This is a genomic window from Paraburkholderia sp. Ac-20342 (genome assembly GCF_017104985.1).
GTDB lineage: Bacteria > Pseudomonadota > Gammaproteobacteria > Burkholderiales > Burkholderiaceae > Paraburkholderia.
The window spans coordinates 15,460-32,417 of the sequence record NZ_JAAGPQ010000089.1 but is presented as its reverse complement, the minus strand read 5'-3'; the positions used below and the strand labels follow the sequence as shown (position 1 = coordinate 32,417).

Here is a 16,958-nt window from a genome sequence, read left to right as displayed (position 1 = left end):
CGCGTCCGCGGCGGTGGCGCGGCCCGCCAGCGCCGCGGGGCTGGCCCCCGAATCGTTCGGCTTTCGCCAGGCCGAGGAACGCGAACGCGACGCCGAAACGATCAACACATTGACCGCCGAAGGGCGTCTGCTGCTCTCGCGCGATCACGTCAAACTTCCCGCCTACGACTATTGCAGCATGTCCGTTTCGGCGGCCGAGCGCGGCGACTTCCGCGACAGCGTCGACGCCGCCGCGCGCGCGCTCGTGGTCGCCGGGCAGACCAATAACGCGGACCTCGCGGCCCTCTCCAAGCGCGATCTCGCGATCGCCTACAGCTATGCCGGCGATCTCGACAACGCCGAACGCTACGCCCGCGAGGCGCTCGCCTCGACGCCGAAGGCGCCCGAGCAGGTCTACGCGCCGGCCGACAAGGTACTCGGCGACGTCGCGTTGCGCCGGGGCAAACCCCGCGAGGCGCTGGCCGCCTACAACGATGCGCTGGCGACCGCGTCGCCGCGCTACAAGCCGCTCGTGCTGATGTCGGTGATCAATGCGCAGCTTGCCGCCGGCGACACGGCCGGCGCGCGCCAGACCTTCGACGCGATCGGCGCGCCGGCCACGGCGGAACTTGCCCCCGAGTATCAGCGTATCGAAGGCAATCTGCTGCTTGCCGAAGGCAAGCCCGAGGATGCACGACGCGCGTTCGAAGCGCTGCTGGGCCAAAGCGGCAATTCCGGCGACGCGAACTACGACCGCCTGTGGGCTCACGAAGGCATCGGCCGCGCCGATCTCGCGCTCAACGACAAGCCGCATGCGCGCGAAGCCTATCTGCTGGCCGTCGACGACGCCGAGAAAATCCGCGCGCGGTTTCGCAGCGACGAGTTCAAGACCGGCCTGTTCGGCGATACGCAAACGGTCTTCGAAGAGGCCATCGCATTGAGTGTCGACGCCGGCGACTACGAGGGCGCGTGGATGCTGTCCGAGCGCAGCCGCGCGCGGGCGCTGCTCGACGTTGTGCGCAACCGGGTCGATGCCGGTGTCGACGACCGTCAACTGAACGGCCAGGTGCCGAGCCTCGCCGCGACGCGCGCCGTGCTCAGGCCGAACGAGGCGATCGTCGAATACCACAGCCTCGACAAGGAGATGATCGTCTGGGTGGTGCGTCGCGACGGCCTGACCGGCTACACCTTGCCGATCGCGCGCGCCGACATGGACGCCGCCGTGACCGACATGCGCAACGCGATCGTGCATCGCCGCCCGGCCGCGCTCACCTACGGCGACAAGCTCGATGCGCTGCTGATCGCGCCGCTCGGCCTGCGCCCGAACGAGCGGCTCATCATCGTGCCGCACGGCGCGCTGCACTATCTGCCGTTCCAGGCGCTGCACAATGCCGACGGCTTCCTGATCGAACGCCATCCGATCGCGCTCGCGCCGTCGGCGAGTGTCGCCATTCAACTCGCGCAACGCCAGCAGAAGATCGCGAGCGACCTGGTCGCGTTCGGCAATCCGACCATCACGCCCGCGTATGCGCTGCCGGGCGCCGAGGCGGAAGTGCAGGGCATCGCGCCGCTGTTCGCGCACAACGAGGTGTTTCTGCACGGCGACGCCACGCGCCTGAGCTTTCGCGACAACGCGCCGGCGGGCCGCGTGCTGCACGTGGCGACCCACGCCCAGGCCGACACGATCGATCCGCTGCACTCGCGCATCCTGCTCGCGCCGGCGACGCAGCCCGCCGACGGCCCCGACTCGCTGCTCGCCAAGGACATCTACAACCTCAAGCTCAACAACGTTTCGCTCGTCACGCTGTCGGCCTGCGAGACCGGGCTGGGGCGGATTGCGCGCGGCGACGAGATTCTCGGTTTCACGCGCGCGTTTTTCTATGCCGGCGCGACGAGCCTGATCGTGTCGATGTGGCCGGTCGCCGACGAATCGAGCGCGCTGACGATGCGCACCTTTTACTCGCAACTCGCCGAAGGCCATGAGGCGATCGATGCGATGCGCACCGCGCAACTGGCGGTGCTGCACACGCCGCGTTTCGCGCATCCGTTTTTCTGGGCGCCATTCGATCTGATGGGCGGCTGGCGCCTGACTATCGCGCGGCCGCAACAGGGATGAACCGACACCTCGACCTACATCGATGAAAAGACTCCGACTGATCGCCGCGGCGGTGTCCTGCGGCAGCGTGCTCGCGTGGGGACAGACGCTGCCGAACGCGGGCAGCATCCTGAACCAGACGGCGCCGCGCGATACGCGTCCCGCCCCGCCGGCCGGCAGCCAGGCGTTGCCGGCGGTGCCGCAGGCGGCAGCGCCGCCCGTCACCGCGGCCGGTCCGAGCTTCGTGCTGAAGCACATCACGCTCAAGGGCAACGACACGATCGCCACCGACGTGCTGCTCGCGCCCGTGCAGGACCGGATCGGCAAGGAGACCGGCTTTGCCGGCCTCGAAGCGATTGCGGCGCGCATCACGCAGGTGTATCGCGAGCGCGGCTATCTGCTGGCCCAGGTGGTGATCCCGCCGCAGGACGTGAGCGCCGGCAACGTCGAACTGAGCGTGCTCGAAGGGCGCGTCGGCCATGTGCGGCTCGACATCGCGGCCGGCACGCCGATCCGCGAAGACCTGCTGCGCGAGCGGGTCGCGCAGATTCCGCTCGGCCGGCCGCTGCAGCAGCACGAGCTCGAACGGACCATGCTGCTGCTGTCCGATCTGCCGGGTATTCAGGTGTCCTCGGCAATCGAGGCGGGCGAGGAGCCCGGCACGGTCGATCTGACTATCAGCGTCGCGCCCGCCAAACGCTGGACCTTCGCGGTCGACCTCGACAACTTCGGCGCGGACGCGAGCGGCACCTGGCGGCTCGGCGCGCTGGCCCGCCTGAATTCGCCGTTCATGATCGGCGACAACCTCGACCTGCGGCTGCTCGGCGGCCAGCGCGGCGACACGCTCTATGGGCGCGTCGGCTACGAGGCACCGCTCAATGCGCAAGGCACGCGCCTCGGGGTCGCGGTGTCGCGGCTCAACTACGCGCTCGGCAAGGAGTTCGCCTCGCTCGACGCGCAGGGCGAGGCGACCGTGGTCGACTTCACGCTCACGCATCCGCTCGTGCGCACGCGCAATCAGAGCCTGTTGGGCCGCGTCAATTTCGAATACCGCGACCTGATCGACAACGTCGGCGTCGTCGATCAGCACAATCCGAGGTCGCTCGTGGAAGGCAGCATCGGCCTGAGCTACGAAAGCCGCGACGCGCTGTTCGGCGGCGGCTTCAACAGCGCCGACGTGGAGTTGCTGATCGGCAGCCTGCATTTCCGCAGCGCGGCGGCCGAGCAGCTCGATGCCTCGTCGTTGGGACGCGACACGCAAGGCAACGAACTGCGCGCGACTTTCTTTGCCAACCGCCTCAATGCGGTGACCGAGCGGTTCAGCGTGTTCGCCGGCGTATCCGGCCAGTGGGCCGCGACCACGCTCGACAGTTCGTCGCGCTTCCTGCTGGGCGGTCCGCACGCGGTGCGCGCTTATTCGCCCTCCGAAGCATTGGTCGACGAGGGGTTCGTCGCCACGCTCGAAGGCCGCTTTGCGATCGATGCGCGGGCGACCGTGTTCGGCTTCTTCGACTTCGGAACCGGCTGGTACAACGCCAGTTCGCGGCCGAACCAGGGCTCGAACGTCATCACGCGCAGCGGGGTGGGGGTCGGCGCATTCTGGGCCGCGCCGGGCGGCTTCTCGTTGCAGGGCACGGTCGCATGGCGCACGACCGCGCCCGACACGACCGGCGACGACAAGCTCCCACGCTTCTACGTACAACTGACGAAGACGTTCTGACGGGGCAACGCGGCATCGCGAAGAGCATCACAAAACACAGTATGACGAAGGGCAGCGAAAGCATGAATCGGGTCGCCGGTTGCCGCGCGCGCAGCGCTGGCGGCAGGATCGTTGAATCGTGGGTCGTGCCGGGAGGCTCCCGGCGCCGAGGTGTGCGATGAACAAGCCATGCAGGGCGCGGCCGAGGCGCGCCAACAACGCGATTGCCGGCGCGGTCGCCGCGCTGTTCGCGGCGTCGTGTCTGCCGTCCGCGTTCGCGAACCCGACCGGCGCGCAGGTGGTGGCCGGCACGGTCGGCATCAGCTCGCCGGGCGCGGGGCAGATGAACATTACGCAAGGCTCGTCGAATGCGATCGTCAACTGGAACACGTTTTCGATCGGCGCGGGCGAAGCGGTCAGGATCGTGCAGCCGTCGGCGGCTTCGGCCCTGCTCAACCGCGTGACGGGCAACGACCCCAGCGTGATCGCGGGACGCCTGCAGGCCAACGGCAAGGTGTTTCTCGTCAATCCGGCCGGGGTGATCTTTGCGCCGGGGTCGTCGGTGAACGTGGGGTCGATGATCGCCTCGACCCTCAACATCTCCAATGCCGATTTCCTCGCCGGCAACTATCGCTTCGTCGGCACCTCGGCGGCATCGGTCAGCAATGCCGGTTCGCTGACGGCGGCGGAAGGCGGCACCGTCGCGTTGCTCGGCGGCACGGTCAGCAATAGCGGCACGGTCAACGCGAAGCTCGGCACCGTCGCGCTGGGCGCGGGCAACGACATCACGGTCGACTTCGCCGGCGACGGCCTGACGACGCTGAAGATCAACCAGGGGGCGGCCAACGCGCTGATCGGCAACACCGGCACGCTGGCCGCCGACGGCGGCACGGTGGTGATGAGCGCGCAGACCGCCGACGCGCTGGCCGGCACGGTCATCAACCAGCAGGGCATCGTGCGTGCGCAAAGCCTCAGCGAACACGACGGCCATATTCTGCTCGACGGCGGCACGAACGGCGCGACGCTCGTGAGCGGAACGCTCGACGCGAGCGGCGGCGCCGGACAAACCGGCGGCCGGATCGACGTGACGGGCTACGACGTGGCGCTGCTCGCGGGCGCCTATGTCGATGCGAGCGGCGCCGCCGGCGGTGGCACCGTGCATTTCGGCGGCGGCTCGGCGGGTGCGGACCCGACCGTGCGCAATGCCAACGCGATCTGGATGTCGCCCACCGCGAGCATCCACGCGGACGCGCTCGTCGACGGCAACGGCGGCAACATCGCCGCCTACAGCGAGACGGTCAGCCGCATCTACGGCACGTTGACGGCGAAGGGCGGCCCGCAGGGCGGCAACGGCGGCCTGATCGAAACCTCGGGGCACACGCTCGACACGACCGGAATGAGCGTCGACGCATCGGCGCCGAAGGGGCAGGGCGGCCTGTGGCTGCTCGATCCGTTCGAGGTCGACATCGTGACGACCTTGCCCGAGGGTGCGGTCGCGCCGACCCCGTCGGCCGACAGCCCCGTGACGTTCGGCCCGTTCACGGGCACCACGTACATCCTCAACTCGGCGCTCACCGGTCCGCTGAGCGGCGGTACGTCGGTGAAGATATCGACCGGGCTCGATGCGAACAACGACGTGGGCGACATCGTGGTCGACGCACCGCTCAGCATCACGACCGGTACCAAGGCCGCGACGCTCACGCTGAACGCGACGGGCTCGGTGAAGATCAACAGCAACATCACGTCGAGCGCGGCCCCGCTCAGCCTGACTTTCGATGCGAACACCCAGGGGACGAGCCCGAACAGTCTGATCGCGTTCCAGAGCGTCACCGTCAACACCAACGGCGGCGGCATCACGTTGAACGGCAACGGCGGGACCAGCCCGATCCTGATCGACACGTCGATCATCGACACGGCGGGCGGCGCGCTGTCGGCCAGCGGCACGTTCCCGCTCGAGGGCGTCGCGATCGGCTATCTGGTGACGGCATCGACAGGCATCCTCATCAACGCGTCGCAGATTTCCACCGAGGGCGGCCCGCAGACTCTTACGGGCGTTGCGCTGGGCCCGAACGCGGCGGGCGTTTCGATCGAGGGCGTCAGCACCATCTCGACGACCAGCGGCCCGCTCGACATCGAGGGCACGGCGACCGCCGGCGGCGCTTCCAACGACGGCGTGTTCGTGATCGGCGGCAACCAGATTCAGACCGGCAGCGGCGCGCTCAGCATCAACGGCCAGGGCAGTTCGAATATCGACCAGCCGGGCACCGGCGTATTTCTGTCGAACAGTTCCGTCAGCAGCGCGAGCGGGCCGCTCAGCGTGACCGGCACGTCCACGGGCAGCTTCGGCACCGGTGTTTACGTGTTCGGCGGCGTTTCAGAGGGCGACACCGGCACGCTGCAACCGGGGATCAGCAGTTCGGGCGGGGCGATCGCGATTGGCGGCAGCGTGTCGCAAAGCGGCGACGCGAGTCTCGGCATCGACGTCGAGAACACCACGATCTCCAACACGAGCGGCCCGATCAGCATGACGGGGGGCGTGACCGGCACCACCACCGGCGGCAGCTTCGCGACCGGCACCTATATCTACAACAGCACGTTGAGCACGGGCAGCGGCGCCATGGCCGCCTCGGGCAGCGTGTCGTCGAACATGAGCGTCAGTATCGGTCTCGACCTGCGCGGGTCGTCGGTCCAGTCGACGAGCGGCAACATCGCCTTCACGGGGCAGAGTGTCGGGACGGCGGCCGAAGGCTCCTCGGTGATCGGCCTCGCGCTGGAGAACACGCCTTGCGGCGACTGCGTGCAGCCCAGTCCCACCTCGATAACGACCGGCGGCACTGTGAGCCTCTACGGCAGCGGCGTCGGTTCCGGTGTCGAAGGCGTGCTGATTACCGATGCATCGTCGGTCACCTCGACCAACGGCGGCGCGATCGATATTCGCGGCGCGGTGACCGGACCCGTTGCCGCGAGCCCGAACCTGCAGGGCGACTATGGCGTGCTGATCAGCAGCGGCACGCTCAGCGCGACCGGGGCGAACACCACCATCGGCATCGCCGGTTCGACCACCACGACCGATCCGGGCGTCGCGATCGGCGTCCCGATGCCGGTCGACGAGTCGAGCGAGTTCGGCTTCTCCTTGACGACCACCGGTACGAACGGCAACAACGCGACGATTTCGACGGCGAATCCCGGCTCGATCGTATTGCGCGCATTCAACGACGGCACCGCGAGCAGCCTAGCCATCACGCAGGCGGCGCTGAGCTCGCCGGGCGGCGTGCTGGCGATCATGCCGGCCTCGGTGGACCCGTCGAGCTTCGCGATCACCGCGCAGGACGGCACGCCGATCACCTTGCTCGGCACAGGCGGCGGCCTCAGCATCGACGCCGCGACCTTCGCGACCTTCGCGTCGATCCCGAACATCGTGCTCGGGTCCAGCACGCAGACCGGCGCGATCACCGTCAACGGGCAGTGCGCGTCGGGCAGCACGACTTGCACGACGCGCCCGAGCTTCGCGAACAATCTCACGCTGACCAATCCGGGCGCGGGCAGTGGCGGGATCGCGCTGCCCTACGGCATCTCGATGCCGGGCCAAACCTTGACGCTGATTTCGGCCGGTCCCGTTACCGACCCCGGCGGCATTCAGGCGGCCGGACTGCTGCTCGCCGGTCCCGGCAACTTCCAGTTGACCGATCCGCAAAACGACGTCGCCGTGCTGGCGATGTCCCAGGCGGGCAACGTCGATTTTTCGGACTCCCATGGTTTCGTGATCGGTCCCCTGACGAGCCAGACGTTCAATTACGCCACAGGCAGCACGAGCACGGTCGACGCGACCAACTCCACGCTGACCGGCAACCTCGTCGCGACCGCGAGCAGCGGCAATATCGGACTCGGCGGCAGCACGCCTTCTGCGGCGGGGCCGAATACGAATCTGAGCACGAACGGCTCGATCGACCTCGTGATGGAGAGCGGCGTTTTCGTCGACGCGGGCAGCGGCACGCTCAGCGCCGGCAATGGCTGGCGCATCTGGGCCAGCACCTGGAACGGCGAGACGCGCGGCAGCGTACAGCCGAACACCGCGCAGCCGAATTTCTACGGTTGCCTGTTCGGTTCGGGCTGTAGCTGGGGCGGCACGGTGCCGACCAGCGGCGATCATTTCGTCTATGCCGCGCGGCCGACGCTGACCGTCACCGCGGACGGCGCGACCCGCTTCGTCGGCGCGCCGAACCCCGCCTTCACGTTCACGGCGAGCGGCCTGATCAATGGCGACACCGCCGCGGGCGCGTTGAGCGGCTCGGAGACGACCACGGCAAACGCCGGATCGCCGGCGGGGAGCTATCCGATCAACCCCAGCTTCGCATCGAACGTGGGCTATATCGTCAACGAATTGCCCGGCACGCTGACCGTGCTGCCGTTGCCGAACTCGCCGCAGCCGATCTTCGATCCGATCGCGCACAGCGGATTGCAATCGGTGTTCGGCAGTCAGGAGCAGACCTTCGTCTACGAAAACAATCTGCAGGGCACCAACATCTGCATCGGCTCGAACCAGCCGCTCTTCAGCACGACGACACCGGGCGACAATCAGGACATTCTCGCGGTGGAGTGGAAGCGGGTGCGTTCGCAGCCGAACCTGAACAGCTGCATGCTGATCAACAGCCAGCACGGCTGCGGCGACTTCTAGCGTTGTTTGGGCGTTTCGCGCGGCGCTGCGGGGGCGCTTGCGTTAGCGTCGCCAGCGTCGCTGACCTCCGCTGCCGCGCCGCCGGCCGGCGCATGCAGCGCGCGCAGTTGCGCGAGGGCCAGCTCCGCGCTGGCGACGAAGCGTTGCGACAGCCGCAATGCCTCGACGACCTCTTCATAGAGGGGCCGTTCCATGCCCATATGAATTCTGAAAAAACGCTCGGCGTGGATGCCGGGATGGTAATGCTGGCGAACCCGCTTGCCGTCGATCAGCCGCCGGTTGCCGAACAGCCTGCCGAGTGCCCATGAAAATGCGCCGTCTTCGCCGCCGACGCGGCGGAAGAATTCGTCGAGCGGAAAGCCGCCGAGCGCGCGATACACCGCGCGCCGGATCACCAGACTGCTCGGCACGGTATTGCTGAGGATCGCTGCATATTTGTCGAAGTCGGGATGCTCGACGATGGCCTGCGGAAAACCAACATAGTCGACGTCGAGCCGCACGGACGCTTCCCGCGGCGCGCGCTGCAAATACTGGCTGGCCGCAGCCAGTGCGCCGGGCAGGTATTCGTCGTCGGCGTCGATGAAGGCCAGCAGGTCCTGCGTCGCGTGCATCGCGGCCCAGTTGCGCGCGGCGGCGACGCCGCCGTTCACGTGCATGCGCAGCACTTCCACGCGCGCGTCGCGCTGGCGGTAATGCTGCGCGACGTCGAACGACGCATCGGTCGAGCCGTCGTCGACGACGATGATCTGCGCCGCCTCCGGCTGGATCAGGCAGCTGTCCAGCGCGCGCCCGAGCGTCGTCGCCATTTGCAGGCAGGGAATGATGATCGAGATCGGCACGATACGAATCCTGCTCGGTGATTCTGCTCAGTAAGCCTGTTCGATAAGCTCACTCAATAAGCCTGCTCAGGAATCCTGCGAAAGAGAGCGGATGGCGTACGCTTCGGACGTTGCGCTCATGGTTCGTCAGGATTCCACTGGATGGGGTCCGCGACGTCTACACTGGTCCGGCGCCCGGCGTCACCCTCAATTCCGTCGCTTCCGGATCGCCACCGATCCACACCGCGAGCGCCGTGAAGTTGTCGTGATTGGCGCTCGCGTTCGCGCGCACCTTGTCCGCCAGCGCGTCGAGCCACGCGGCGGGCGTCGCCGCCTGCGCCAGCGCGTCGACGATGCCGGCGTCGTCGGCGTACTCCCAGAGTCCGTCGGTGCAGATCAGGAAAGCGTCGCCGTCACGCAGCGCGAAGGTGCCGGCCACGCTCGCGATCTGCAACGGGTCCCGGGTGCCGAGCGCCGCATACAGCACATTGCGGCGCGGGTGATGGCGCATCTCCTCGGCGGCCAGCAGGTGGGCGTCGACCATCTCCTGGACCATGCTGTGGTCGCGCGTTCGCGCGCTGATTCCGCCATGGCGAAAGCAGTAGAGGCGGGTGTCGCCGCAGTGCGCCCACGCGGCCGTTCCGCAGTCGCGATCGATGGCGAGCAGCACGGCGGTCGAGCGCATGTCCTTCTCGTTGCCGTCGCCGCGCAACTGTTCTTCGACGATGTTCTCGTTGGCATGCGTGAGCGCGCTCGCGAGGCGCTCGCCGGTCGGCGGCAACTCGGCCACGGTCAGGTAGCGCAAATCTGCCAGTACGGAATCGACGACGAGGCGCGAAGCGACGTCGCCGCCGCCGTGTCCGCCGGCGCCGTCGGCGACGACGCAATAGTAGAGCCGTTCGCTCGACCAGTCGCCGAACGAATCTTCGTTGCGCGGGCGGCCGCCCCGGTCGGTCAGGCTTGCGGTGACGAGTTGCACCGTTGACCTCTCATGTGCTCGCGGTCTCTCGACCTTATTCCTGCGCGTGCGACTGCGCGGACAGAATGCCCAGCACCAGCAGGATGGCCATGCGATTGCACGGCGTGATGTCGATGCCGAGATCCTGCTCGATCCACTGGCCGATTTCCGTGCGGCTGAAGTCGGCCGGGATCGAGCCTTTTTTCAGCGTGACGCCGAGCTTGCGGGCCCGATAGTGATACGACGCGATACCGTAACGTGCCGCCACTTGCGACAAGCCGCCTTTCTCGTTCGACAGCCAGCCGAGACTGCCGGCGAGCAGCATGCGGTCGGCGTCGTCGAGCGAGGCGATGAAGCGCGACGCCGATTCGCGCACTTCGGCTTCATGCAGGCCGTATTGCAATAGCACCGAGCCGATCGGGTCCGGATGAAAGGCCGCTTGCCGGTCGACTTCCGGCATCACGTCGTCTTCGTCGATCGACACGTTGCGCTGATGGCTCGCGCTGCGCAGGCAGTCGATCAGATAACGGCGAAAGTACGCGCACACCGCGTGGCTGCTCGAAGGCGCGCTGTGCAGCGGGAAGGTGGGCGATGCCGTCTGCGCGGCGTCGAGACGGAACACCTTGAAATAGAGGAACTGCGAGATCAGTTCTTCCTTGTCCTCGCCGAGCGCCTGCAACTCCGACGGATGGTAGCCCGTCAGCGCGCGGCGCACGATCGTGTAGATCGATGCCATCTCGTCATGGCTCAAACAGGTGCGGCGCTGCCACAGGTCGGGCAGCGCGCTTTCTCCAGCGTGGTCTATTACCGCTGCGCTTTGGATCTCTGCCACTTGTCACCCCGGAGTGGTGAACCTCGCTCGGGCGAGGCTCTACTGGTTAACTGCCCATTCTTGGCGAGTCCATGATGCACGGGACTCCAGTCCTCGACGAATCCGTGCAGCCGCGCCGCCCTCCCAGACAGCGGCGCGTCAAATCCATGCAATACCGGTAATGCCGTGCGGCAACCGGTAGAGTGACTGGAAACAGCGTTAGTCTATTGGCCCGTTTTCTTTAATACAAGATAAAACTTAATGGGCTATTCGACATTTATGCGCATTGTCGTATTTCTATCGGGACTAACCCGTAATTATGATTTAAGCGCTTAGCGGTGCAAAAAAAGTTTAATTTTTTTGCAAAATAGGGGTGCCGGATTCGTTTACCACTATGCCGGAACATCCCGCCGATCGACCGACCCAAAAGGGGCAGTGGCGAAATTATAGGACGACCGTTTAGTCTGATGATTACGATTTGTTCTGGAACAGAAAGCTGCGAGCGTTTTAAATATTTATGGAATTGGAGGCTATTTCATATAGTATTTAACTTAATTAATCAAAATGACTTTTTATTGCTGTCCGGCTTTGATTTTCCGGGCCGCGTGCTATTCTCATATCGAATTGCCAATGAGAAAACGTAAGCTTCGCTAAAAGATCGCGTGAGTCCGGCGCGGGCAATTTAAATAGAGTTAAGAGGTATTTCGGGGGAGCGCTCATTCCCTGGCGGCAAGGCAACCCGTACCGGTCCTTTACGGTGCGTCGAGACTACTCATCCGAGACCGATACAAGACATGGCCACGCTTGCTGCGGGCGTATTGCTTGCCGAGATATCCGCCGAGAGTCCGTGCGGAGACGACCTTGAGTACCACCCTGACTTCCTGCAACTCGAGCAGGTCGTGCATGGCAAGCCCGAGGTGCAGTACGGCGAGACCACCGTCGCCGCCACGCCGCCCGACTGGAAAGTCGCGGAAGCGCTGTCACTCGATCTGCTCGCGAGAAGCCGTGATTTGCGAGTCGCGGTGCACCTGTCGCGCGCGCTGCTGAATCGCAAGGGTTTCGCCGGCTTTGCCGAGGGTCTTGCGCTGGTGCAGGGGCTGCTCGAACAGCGCTGGGATCATGTGTATCCGCAACTCGATGCGGACGACGACAACGATCCGACCGCCCGCGTCAACACGCTCACCGCGCTGACCGAAGCCTCCGGCATGCTGCTGGACGTGCGCGATGCCGCGCTCGTGTCGTCGCGTGCGCATGGCATCGTCAGTTTGCGCGACATCGAATATGCGACCGGCGAAGTGCCGCTCGCCAATGGCGTCGAAGCGCCGTCGCTCAGTTCGATCGACGCGGTGATCGCCGACGCGCACGAAGACGCGGTGGCCACGCACGCCGCCTTGCTCGACGCGCTGCATGCCGCGATGCGCATCGAGACGGTCTTGACCGAACACGTCGGCGCCGCGCGCGCCATCGACCTCTCGCCGCTCACGAAGCTGCTGCGGCGCGCCGCCGACTTTCTCGGCGAACGTCTCGGCACATCGGCCGTCGCGGCGGAGGGGGCGCTGGACGAGGCGGCGGCCGGCGAGGCCGCGCCGGGTCAACGCGCGGGCGCGGCGCCGGCGCCGGTGTCCGGCGACATCACGGATCGTCAGGACGTGATCCGCGTGCTCGACAAGATCTGCGCGTACTACGAGCGTCACGAACCCTCCAGCCCGGTGCCGCTGCTATTGCTGCGCGCGCGCCGTCTGGTCGACAAGAGCTTTATGGAAATCCTGCAGGACCTCGCGCCCGAAGGAATGAGCCAGGCCCGGCAGGTAGGCGGTATCGAGAACGAGTAAGCAGTCAGCCGGGGATGTGCTTTTTGCGTTTAGCAACGCCAGTCACGCGCCATGCTGCTCGCGGCCGTGCGGCGTCAACCAGGGGAATGGTCGTGGCCAAGGAAAGCAGCCAGAAATTCATCGCGCGCAATCGGGCGCCGCGGGTTCAGATCGAGTACGACGTCGAAGTCTACGGCTCGGAGAAGAAGGTCAATCTGCCCTTCGTCATGGGCGTGCTGGCCGATCTCTCCGGGCAGCCGGCGGACCCGCTCGCGCCGGTGGCGGATCGCAAGTTTCTCGAGATCGACGTCGACAATTTCGACGAGCGTCTGAAGTCGATGAAACCGCGCGTTGCCGTGCAGGTGCCGAACATGCTGACGGGCGAGGGCAACCTCGCCGTCGACATGACCTTCGAGAGCATGGACGACTTCTCGCCCGCGGCGGTCGCGCGCAAGGTGGATGCGCTGGCCAAGCTGCTGGAAGCGCGCGGCCAGTTGCAGAACCTGCTGACGTACATGGACGGCAAGACCGGCGCCGAGGACCTGATCGCGAAGCTGCTGAGCGATCCGGCCTTGCTGCAGTCGCTGGCGTCCGCGCCGAAGCCGCAGGAATGAGTGTGAACCACAGGGGAGTCTGACCATGGCCGAACCTAGTACCCAAGGGCAAGCGCAACCCGGCGAAACCTCGCTCGAAATGAGCGATTTCGCGAACCTGCTGCAAAAGGAATTCAAGCCGAAGAGCGACAAGGCGAAGGAAGCCGTCGAAACGGCGGTGCGCACGCTCGCCGAACAGGCGCTGCGCGATACCAACGTGATTTCCGGCGACGTGCTCGCGACGATCGAATCGCTGATCGCGCAGATCGACGCGAAGCTGACCGCGCAGATCAACCAGATCATCCACTCGGAAGAGTTCCAGAAAGTCGAGAGCGCATGGCGCGGCTTGCACTATCTGGTGAACAACACCGAGACGGACGAAACCCTGAAGATCCGCGTGATGAACGTATCGAAGGGCGATCTGTACAAGACGCTCAAGAAGTACAAGGGCACCGCGTGGGATCAAAGCCCGTTCTTCAAGAAGCTCTATGAAGAGGAGTACGGCCAGTTCGGCGGCGAGCCGTACGGCGCGCTGGTGGCCGATTACCACTTCGACAACAGCGGCCCCGACGTCGATCTGCTGACGCAGATGGCGAAGATCTCCGCCGCCGCGCATGCGCCGTTCATCGCGGGCGCCGATCCCGCCGTGATGCTGATGGACTCCTGGCAGGAGCTGGCGAATCCGCGCGACCTGACGAAAATATTTCAAACTCCTGAGCATGCGGCCTGGCGCTCGCTGCGCGAATCGGAAGATTCGCGTTACGTGGGTCTCGCGATGCCGCGCTTTCTCGCCCGCGCGCCGTATGGCGCGAAAACCAACCCGGTCGAGGAGTTCGATTTCGAGGAAGACACCGCCGGCGCCGACAGCAGCAAATACTCATGGGCCAATGCGGCCTATGCGATGGCGACCAACATCAATCGCTCGTTCAAGATGTACGGCTGGTGCTCGCGGATTCGCGGCATCGAGTCGGGCGGCGCGGTCGAGAATCTGCCGGTGCATGCGTTCCCCACCGACGATGGCGGCGTGGACATGAAGTGCCCGACCGAAATCGCCATCAGCGATCGCCGCGAAGCCGAACTGGCGAAGAACGGTTTCATGCCGCTCGTGCACAAGAAGAACTCCGATTTCGCCGCCTTCATCGGCGCGCAGTCGCTGCATAAGCCCGCCGAATACGAAGACCCGGACGCCACCGCGAACGCGAACCTGGCCGCCCGTCTGCCGTACCTGTTCGCGTGCAGCCGCTTCGCGCACTACCTGAAGTGCATCGTGCGCGACAAGGTCGGCAGCTTCAAGGAGAAGGACGACATGCAGCGCTGGCTGCAGAACTGGATTCTGCAGTACGTCGATGGCGATCCCGCGCACTCGACGGAAGAGTCCAAGGCAAGACGGCCGCTTGCCGCCGCGGAGGTGGTCGTCGAAGAAGTGGAAGGCAATCCGGGGTATTACACGTCGAAGTTTTTCCTGCGTCCGCATTACCAGTTGGAAGGCCTGACCGTATCGCTACGGTTGGTTTCGAAGCTTCCGTCCGCCAAGGCGGCATGACGGAAATCCCTTTTTTTCAGTGACGAATTGTTTTGAGCGGAGAAAGACATGGCCATCGATATGTTCATGAAGCTGGGCGATATTAAGGGCGAGTCGCAGGACAAGACCCATAAGGAAGAAATCGAAGTGCTGGCATGGAGCTGGGGGCTGAGCCAGAGCGGCACGATGCACATGGGGACGGGCGGCGGGGCCGGCAAGGTATCGGTGCAGGACCTCTCGTTCACCAAATACAGCGACAAGGCCACGCCGCCGATCATGGCGGCCTGTACCAAGGGCACGCACATCGACAAGGCGCTGCTGACCGTGCGCAAGGCCGGCGGCGACAACCCGCTCGAGTACTACAAGGTCACGCTCGAAGGCGTGCTGGTCAGCTCCTACTCGACGGGCGGCTCGGGCGGCGAAGAGCGTTTCACCGAGAACGTCACGCTCAACTTCGAGAAGTTCCATGTCGAGTATCAGCCGCAAAACGCCAAGGGTGCGAAGGAAGGCGGGGTGGTCGAAACGAAGTGGAACATTCCCGCCAACGCCGAGAGTTGAGCGGCAGGCAGCATGGGACGACCGCACCGCGCCGGCCACGCCGCCGCGGTGCGGCGGCGGGTGGGATGACCTCAGCCTGAGCGGAGCGAACCGGCATGACAGCAGAAGAGTGTTTGCGCGCGGGCGATGTCGACGGATGCCTGAGCGAATTGCAGAACCAGGTTCGCAAGGACCCGTCGAAAGCCGCTTATCGCGTCTTTCTGTTCCAGTTGCTCGCGGTGACGGGCGCGTGGGATCGCGCGCTGACGCAACTGAACGTGGTGGGCGAACTCGACGCCGCGGCGTTGCCGATGGTGCAAACCTATCGCGCGGCGTTGCAGTGCGAAGCATTGCGCGACGCGGTGTTCAAAGGCGAACACGCGCCGCTGATTTTCGGCGAGCCGACCGGCTGGCTCGCCTTGCTCGTCGAAGCATTGCGGCTCGAAGCCGCGGGCGATGCCGGTGCGGCGGCCGCCGCGCGCGCGCAGGCGCTCGACGAAGCGCCGGCCACCGCCGGCACGCTGAACGGCGAGCCGTTTGCATGGCTCGCCGATGCCGACAACCGGCTCGGCCCGACCCTCGAAGCCTTGCTGAACGGCCGCTATTACTGGATTCCGTTTGACCGTATCAAACGCATCGTGATCGAGCCGCCCTCGGACCTGCGCGACCGGGTCTGGATGCCGGCCATCTTTACCTGGGCCAACGACGGCCAGGCCGCCGGCCTGATTCCGGCCCGCTATCCGGGCACGCTCGCTCATCCGGATCGCGCGTTGTGGCTCGCGCAACTGACCGATTGGAGCAGTGACGATCCGGCGACCGCGCGGCCCGTCGGACAGCGCATGTTCGCCTCGGAGGCGAACGACTACGCGCTCTTCGACGTGCGAACCATCGAACTGGAAAGCCGTGCTGCGGACCCCGAAGAGAACGGCGCGGCCGTCCCCGATCATGGCTGAGCTGACCGCCCGCGACCGCCTGCAGCCGTCACTGCTCGACCGGCTGACCGATCTCGAACCCGAGGCGAGCCAGGAAGCGCGCGAGCGCCGCGTGCTGTCGATGCGCGCACTGCGCGAGAGCGTGCAGCGCGACCTCGCCTGGCTGCTGAATGCGAACGGCCTCGCGTCGGTGCAGGACCTGAGCGGTTATCCGTACGTCGCGACCTCGGTCATCAACTTCGGCTTGCCGGACATTGCCGGCAAGACCGCCTCGGGGATCGATCCGCTGCGGCTCGAACGGCTGGTGCGCGACGCGATCTGGGCGTTCGAGCCGCGCATTCTGCGCGATACCGTGCGGGTCAGTTCGATGCAGTTCGAAGAAACCACCGGGCGTCATAACACCGTGTCGTTTCTGGTCGAGGGCGACCTGTGGGCGCAGCCGTATCCGGAGCGGCTCTACTTCAGGACCGAACTGGACCTGGAGGCCGGCGAGATGCGCGTGATCGATCAGGGTGGGCCGCGCTGACG

At 65.8% G+C, this 16,958-nt stretch carries 12 protein-coding genes; 9 read left to right on the top strand and 3 right to left on the bottom strand.

Going from position 1 to position 16,958, the window contains the following annotated elements; all coding sequences use genetic code 11:
- The 3 genes from G3N58_RS27305 to G3N58_RS27295 all read left to right on the top strand — a co-directional run.
- On the top strand, window positions 1–2,095 hold a 2,095-nt coding region (locus G3N58_RS27305), incomplete at its 5' end, for a CHAT domain-containing protein (protein WP_206000760.1).
- Window positions 2,096–2,117: 22 nt separating this feature from the next.
- Window positions 2,118–3,794: a ShlB/FhaC/HecB family hemolysin secretion/activation protein gene (locus G3N58_RS27300; protein ID WP_206000758.1), complete on the top strand. Its 1,677-nt coding sequence runs from the start codon at window positions 2,118–2,120 to the stop codon at window positions 3,792–3,794.
- A gap of 157 nt (window positions 3,795–3,951) precedes the next feature.
- Window positions 3,952–8,448: a filamentous hemagglutinin N-terminal domain-containing protein gene (locus G3N58_RS27295; RefSeq protein WP_206000756.1), complete on the top strand. Its 4,497-nt coding sequence runs from the start codon at window positions 3,952–3,954 to the stop codon at window positions 8,446–8,448.
- On the opposite strand, the gene G3N58_RS27290 is transcribed toward G3N58_RS27295, so the two are convergent.
- The 3 genes from G3N58_RS27290 to G3N58_RS27280 form a co-directional block, all read right to left on the bottom strand.
- Window positions 8,445–9,290: a glycosyltransferase family A protein gene (locus G3N58_RS27290; protein ID WP_205991007.1), complete on the bottom strand. Its 846-nt coding sequence runs from the start codon at window positions 9,288–9,290 to the stop codon at window positions 8,445–8,447. The genes G3N58_RS27295 and G3N58_RS27290 overlap by 4 nt on opposite strands.
- Window positions 9,291–9,444: 154 nt before the next feature.
- The gene (locus G3N58_RS27285; RefSeq protein WP_167039845.1) at window positions 9,445–10,245 is read right to left on the bottom strand and encodes a protein phosphatase 2C domain-containing protein; all 801 of its coding nucleotides are present in this window, start codon (window positions 10,243–10,245) and stop codon (window positions 9,445–9,447) included.
- Window positions 10,246–10,279: 34 nt separating this feature from the next.
- A complete protein-coding gene (locus G3N58_RS27280) occupies window positions 10,280–10,960 on the bottom strand; it encodes a hypothetical protein (protein WP_167039948.1) in 681 nt (226 codons plus the stop codon).
- Window positions 10,961–11,829: 869 nt separating this feature from the next.
- On the opposite strand from G3N58_RS27280, the gene tssA reads away from it, so the two are divergent.
- The 6 genes from tssA to tssE all read left to right on the top strand — a co-directional run bounded on the left by tssA (window position 11,830) and on the right by tssE (window position 16,956).
- On the top strand, window positions 11,830–12,867 hold the full coding sequence (gene tssA, locus G3N58_RS27275) for a type VI secretion system protein TssA (protein WP_206000755.1): 1,038 nt from the start codon (window positions 11,830–11,832) through the stop codon (window positions 12,865–12,867).
- Window positions 12,868–12,953: 86 nt separating this feature from the next.
- A complete protein-coding gene (gene tssB / locus G3N58_RS27270; protein ID WP_205192674.1) occupies window positions 12,954–13,460 on the top strand; it encodes a type VI secretion system contractile sheath small subunit in 507 nt (168 codons plus the stop codon).
- A 25-nt stretch (window positions 13,461–13,485) separates the two neighbouring features.
- The gene (gene tssC / locus G3N58_RS27265) at window positions 13,486–14,982 is read left to right on the top strand and encodes a type VI secretion system contractile sheath large subunit (RefSeq protein ID WP_167039850.1); all 1,497 of its coding nucleotides are present in this window, start codon (window positions 13,486–13,488) and stop codon (window positions 14,980–14,982) included.
- Window positions 14,983–15,030: 48 nt separating this feature from the next.
- Window positions 15,031–15,519, top strand: coding sequence for a type VI secretion system tube protein Hcp (locus tag G3N58_RS27260; RefSeq protein ID WP_167039852.1), 489 nt, complete (start codon window positions 15,031–15,033; stop codon window positions 15,517–15,519).
- A gap of 95 nt (window positions 15,520–15,614) precedes the next feature.
- Complete coding sequence (locus tag G3N58_RS27255) at window positions 15,615–16,451, top strand: type VI secretion system accessory protein TagJ (RefSeq protein WP_206000748.1); 837 nt, start codon at window positions 15,615–15,617, stop codon at window positions 16,449–16,451.
- On the top strand, window positions 16,444–16,956 hold the full coding sequence (tssE, locus tag G3N58_RS27250) for a type VI secretion system baseplate subunit TssE (protein WP_167039855.1): 513 nt from the start codon (window positions 16,444–16,446) through the stop codon (window positions 16,954–16,956). Before G3N58_RS27255 ends, tssE begins: the two co-directional genes overlap by 8 nt.
- Window positions 16,957–16,958 lie beyond the last annotated feature (2 nt).

Bases quoted from the DNA above. Each gene is read 5' to 3' on its own strand.
- G3N58_RS27300 (WP_206000758.1), top strand. From the start codon at position 2,118: ATGAAAAGACTCCGACTGATCGCCGCGGCGGTGTCCTGCGGCAGCGTG.
- G3N58_RS27295 (WP_206000756.1), top strand. From the start codon at position 3,952: ATGAACAAGCCATGCAGGGCGCGGCCGAGGCGCGCCAACAACGCGATT.
- G3N58_RS27280 (WP_167039948.1), bottom strand. From the start codon at position 10,960: ATGGCATCGATCTACACGATCGTGCGCCGCGCGCTGACGGGCTACCAT.
- tssA (WP_206000755.1), top strand. From the start codon at position 11,830: ATGGCCACGCTTGCTGCGGGCGTATTGCTTGCCGAGATATCCGCCGAG.
- tssB (WP_205192674.1), top strand. From the start codon at position 12,954: ATGGTCGTGGCCAAGGAAAGCAGCCAGAAATTCATCGCGCGCAATCGG.
- tssC (WP_167039850.1), top strand. From the start codon at position 13,486: ATGGCCGAACCTAGTACCCAAGGGCAAGCGCAACCCGGCGAAACCTCG.
- G3N58_RS27260 (WP_167039852.1), top strand. From the start codon at position 15,031: ATGGCCATCGATATGTTCATGAAGCTGGGCGATATTAAGGGCGAGTCG.
- G3N58_RS27255 (WP_206000748.1), top strand. From the start codon at position 15,615: ATGACAGCAGAAGAGTGTTTGCGCGCGGGCGATGTCGACGGATGCCTG.
- tssE (WP_167039855.1), top strand. From the start codon at position 16,444: ATGGCTGAGCTGACCGCCCGCGACCGCCTGCAGCCGTCACTGCTCGAC.